Source organism: Frigoribacterium sp. CFBP 13605, assembly GCF_014839405.1.
Taxonomy (GTDB): Bacteria; Actinomycetota; Actinomycetes; order Actinomycetales; family Microbacteriaceae; genus Frigoribacterium.
The window spans coordinates 1-3,586 of the sequence record NZ_JACYNS010000168.1 but is presented as its reverse complement, the minus strand read 5'-3'; the positions used below and the strand labels follow the sequence as shown (position 1 = coordinate 3,586).

The following is a 3,586-nucleotide window of genomic DNA, read 5'->3' as shown; positions in this document are numbered from 1 at the left end:
TCGGTGGTCGAGCGCGCCCGGGGGCTGCGGCCCGACTGGTCGGCGTGGCAGGTCGAGGGGGCTGCCGCCCGCGCCGCCGCGGTGGTCGCCGAGGTGGCCGGTCGGGGCGCGCACGGCGTCGGCCCCGCGCGCGCCGAGCCCGCCGTCGGCGCCGAGCCCGCCGTCGGTTCCGACCTCGCCGTCGGCACCGACCTCGCGGGGGTCGCCTCGTGACCGTCGTGGTGGTGACCCTCGCGTCCGCCACCCGGATGAAGCACGTCGCCAACCAGCTGCGGTTCGTCCGGCAGGTGGCACCCGACGCCGGCCACGTGGTCGTCTGGCTCGACGAGACCCCCGCCCCCGACGTGCCCGCCCTGGCCGGGGTCACGACCCTGCACGTCCCGCCGGGTCCCGACGGCCTGCGCCTCGCCGCCGGACGCAACCGCGGAGCCGACGCGGCCGTCGGTCACGGTGCCACGCTCATCGTGTTCCTCGACGCCGACTGCGTCCCCGGCCCCGACCTCTTCCGCCACTACGAGCAGGCGGCGCTCGACCACCCGGGGGCTCTCCTGAGCGGACCCATCACCTACCTGCCCGAGGGGTTCGTGCTCGGCGCCGGCGAGGGACTCGAGGGGGCGACCGCTCCGCACGCGGCGCGACCCGCGCCTCCTGCGGGGACGACGCTCGTCGCGGGCGCCGCGGACTATCCGCTGTTCTGGTCGCTGTCGTTCGCGGTGACGCCGGACGCCTGGGCGCGGCTCGGCGGCTTCGACGAGCGATACGAGGGCTACGGCGGCGAGGACACCGACTTCGCCTTCATCGCGCGCTCGCTCGACGTCCCGCTCGTCTGGGTCGGCGGCGCCCACGCGTACCACCAGTACCACCCGACGTCGTCACCGCCGTGGCGCCACCTGTCCGACGTCGTGCGCAACGGCGGCCTCTTCGCCGAGCGGTGGGGCGAGTGGCCGATGGGTGGCTGGCTCGACGCGTTCGAGCGGGCCGGCGCGGTGCGCCGGGCGGCCGGCGGCGGCTGGACCCTCGTCGAGGGCGCGGCCGTCCCGAGCTGACCCGCCCCGGGCTGACCCGCCCCGGGTCGCCGGGCCGAGTAGCCCGCCCCGAGTCGACGGGCCGGGATCGCACCGCCGACTGAGCATCGCACCGTCGATGTGGGCGGTGCGACGCCCAGTCGGCGGTGCGACGCCACCCGAGGAGGCGCGGCGCGGCCGGGTCAGTCGAGCGTGCCCTGGTCGGACGATTTCTTGTGGGCGATGGCGTCGCGTTCGGCGGCGAGGGACGCGACGGTGGCCGGGTCGAGGGCGTCGTAGTCGACGAACGGGTCGGGCTGGCCCGTCTTGTCGGCGACGACCGCCGAGTAGGCCGAGACGGCGAGTCGCAGCTTGGCGGTCGCCCGACCGGCACGCTTGCTCGACAGCGGTTTCTCTTGCATGACCTTGCGGTGGTGGTCGAGCGCCTCGACGAGGTCGCGGTGGGCCGTCTTGAGCTTTTTCGCCATGTGACGATCATGCCCACCCGGGGCCGATCTGCCAACACGGTCGTGGCCGCGGGGGACCGGCCGGGGGACAAGCCGCCGCGGGGGAGGAAGCGAGACCCGGGTGCTTTCACAGCGGGCGGCCACACTGCCGTAACCTCCCGGGCGGACCATCAGGCATGATCTCGCTGACCGGAGTGATCCGCCCCACCGACGAGGTGGCCGTGCTGCACGTCGTCGAGCAGAAGCTCCGGCGGCACTTCCCGGCGTTGAGCGCCGCGTCCGAGGTGCTCGTGCTGCAGGCCTGGGGCCTGCCCGTCCGCGTCACCGAGCAGTTGGCGCGGCTGCGGCTCGACGTCGTCGTGGGCGACCGGGACGAGGCGGCCACGTTCCGCGACACGGTCGGCGCCGAGTTGCGTGGCTGGTCGGGGTCCGGCTCCCTGCGGGTCGACTGGACCGAGGACGTCCTCCCCGCCGTCGCGCCGGCCACGCTCGGCGAGACCGCCTGACCGGGCCGGCCGGGGACGACGACGGGGCGACCTCCGGGGTTTCCCGGCCCGCGCCTCCTATGCTTCGTCCCGACGAGGGTCTCCCGAGCCCTCTCTCGCCGAGGGGGCGCGCATGACCGACGACGGACGCACCGAGCGGGCCCTCGACGGCCACGACCACCCCTCTGATCGAGGAGGCGCGGTGCGGCAGGGCGGGATCGCCCGCCACGGTCGCCTCCGCCGTGGGCACCCCGTGGCGTTCGCGGCGAAGGTGACGGCGGCCGCGCTGGCCGTGGTCCTCGTCAGCACGACCTCGATCGCGGCCATCGCCACGTGGCAGGTGCTGCAGGGCGCGAGGCCCACGGTGCAGCTCGCCGGACCCGACGGCTCGTCCGCCTCGCCCGTGCCGCAGCTGACGGCGCAGACCGGTGAGGTGAACCTGCTGCTGATCGGCACCGACACCCGCGAGGGGCTGGGCACCGGGTTCGACGACGCCGCCAACCAGCAGGCCAGCTCGGGGGCGGGCAAGAACGACTCCACGGTGCTCGTGCACATCTCCGAGGACCACACGAACATGGCGGTCGTGAGCTTCCCGCGCGACCTCATCGTGCCGATGCCGGCCTGCCCGAACGACGACGGCACGGTGAGCCCGGCGACCTCGGGCGCGATGCTGAACACCGCGCTGGGACGTGGCGGGCCGAAGAACGGACTGTCGTGCGTGGCCCAGACGATCGGACAGCTGACCGGACTGCAGATCGACTACGCGGGATCGATCACGTTCGAGGGGGTCGTGTCGATGGCCGACGCCATCGGCGGCGTCGAGGTGTGCCTGGCGACGCCGATCCGCGACACCGAGGTCCAGCCCGCGCTCGACCTCCCGGCCGGCACGCGGACGTTGTCGGGGGCCGAGGCGGGGGCCTTCCTCCGCTCGCGCTACGGGGTCGGCGACTCGAGCGACCTCGGGCGGATCAGCAACCAACAGACGTTCCTCTCGGCGCTCGCCCGGCAGACGGTGTCGGCGGGGACGCTGACCGACCCGACCAAGGTGTTGGCGATCGCGAGGGTGGCGTTCGCGAACATGACGCTGAGCGACACGCTGGCCGACGCGTCGACCCTCGCCAAGCTCGCCCTCGCCGTGAACACGGTCGGGCTGTCGAACATGGTCTTCGTGCAGTACCCGGCGGTGGACGACCCCGCCGACCGCAACCGCGTGCTGGTCGACGAGTCGGCCGCGGCGGTGCTCGACGACGCCCTGCAGCGCAACCTGCCGCTGACCCTCTCGGCGGACAGCCTCGGACGGTCGGCGGTGCTCGACCCGGCCGCCCCGGCCGCGCCGGGTGTGTCGGCGTCTCCGTCCACGGGTGCCGGGGGCGAGCCGTCGGGCGAGGCGACCGACGGGGCGGTCGACGTCGTCCCGGGCGCCGGAGCGACCCCGACGCCGACACCCGCACCGACCTCGGCTGCCCTGCCCGGGAACGTCTCGGGCCAGTCCGCCGACCAGGTCACCTGCGCCAAGCGCGACTGACGAGCGGTCGAGTCACCTTCTTCCGGGGGTTCCCCCTCCCTTCGACGCGCCCTAACATGGCAACCGACATGTGAACTCGGACATGTCACCTTCCGGGTGGCGTGT

Annotated in this window: 5 protein-coding genes; 4 read left to right on the top strand and 1 reads right to left on the bottom strand. The window is 74.3% G+C overall.

What is annotated here, in order from left to right; all coding sequences use genetic code 11:
• A partial coding sequence (locus IFT36_RS15610) for a hypothetical protein (RefSeq protein ID WP_200413611.1) occupies positions 1–213 on the top strand: 213 nt, incomplete at its 5' end.
• Entirely contained in the window at positions 210–1,046 is an 837-nt protein-coding gene (locus IFT36_RS15605) for a glycosyltransferase family 2 protein (protein ID WP_200413610.1), read from the top strand. The genes IFT36_RS15610 and IFT36_RS15605, both read left to right, overlap by 4 nt.
• Before the next feature lie 161 nt (positions 1,047–1,207).
• On the opposite strand, the gene IFT36_RS15600 is transcribed toward IFT36_RS15605, so the two are convergent.
• Positions 1,208–1,492 carry a hypothetical protein gene (locus IFT36_RS15600; protein ID WP_043595140.1) on the bottom strand — a complete coding sequence of 95 codons (285 nt, stop codon included), beginning with the start codon at positions 1,490–1,492 and terminating at the stop codon, positions 1,208–1,210.
• Between the two features lie 155 nt (positions 1,493–1,647).
• Here IFT36_RS15600 and IFT36_RS15595 point away from each other — a divergent pair, with 155 nt between their 5' ends.
• Both IFT36_RS15595 and IFT36_RS15590 read left to right on the top strand, forming a co-directional pair.
• Positions 1,648–1,977, top strand: coding sequence for a hypothetical protein (locus IFT36_RS15595; protein WP_123518583.1), 330 nt, complete (start codon positions 1,648–1,650; stop codon positions 1,975–1,977).
• A gap of 112 nt (positions 1,978–2,089) precedes the next feature.
• Positions 2,090–3,481, top strand: coding sequence for an LCP family protein (locus IFT36_RS15590; protein ID WP_200413609.1), 1,392 nt, complete (start codon positions 2,090–2,092; stop codon positions 3,479–3,481).
• The last annotated feature ends 105 nt before the right edge of the window (positions 3,482–3,586 follow it).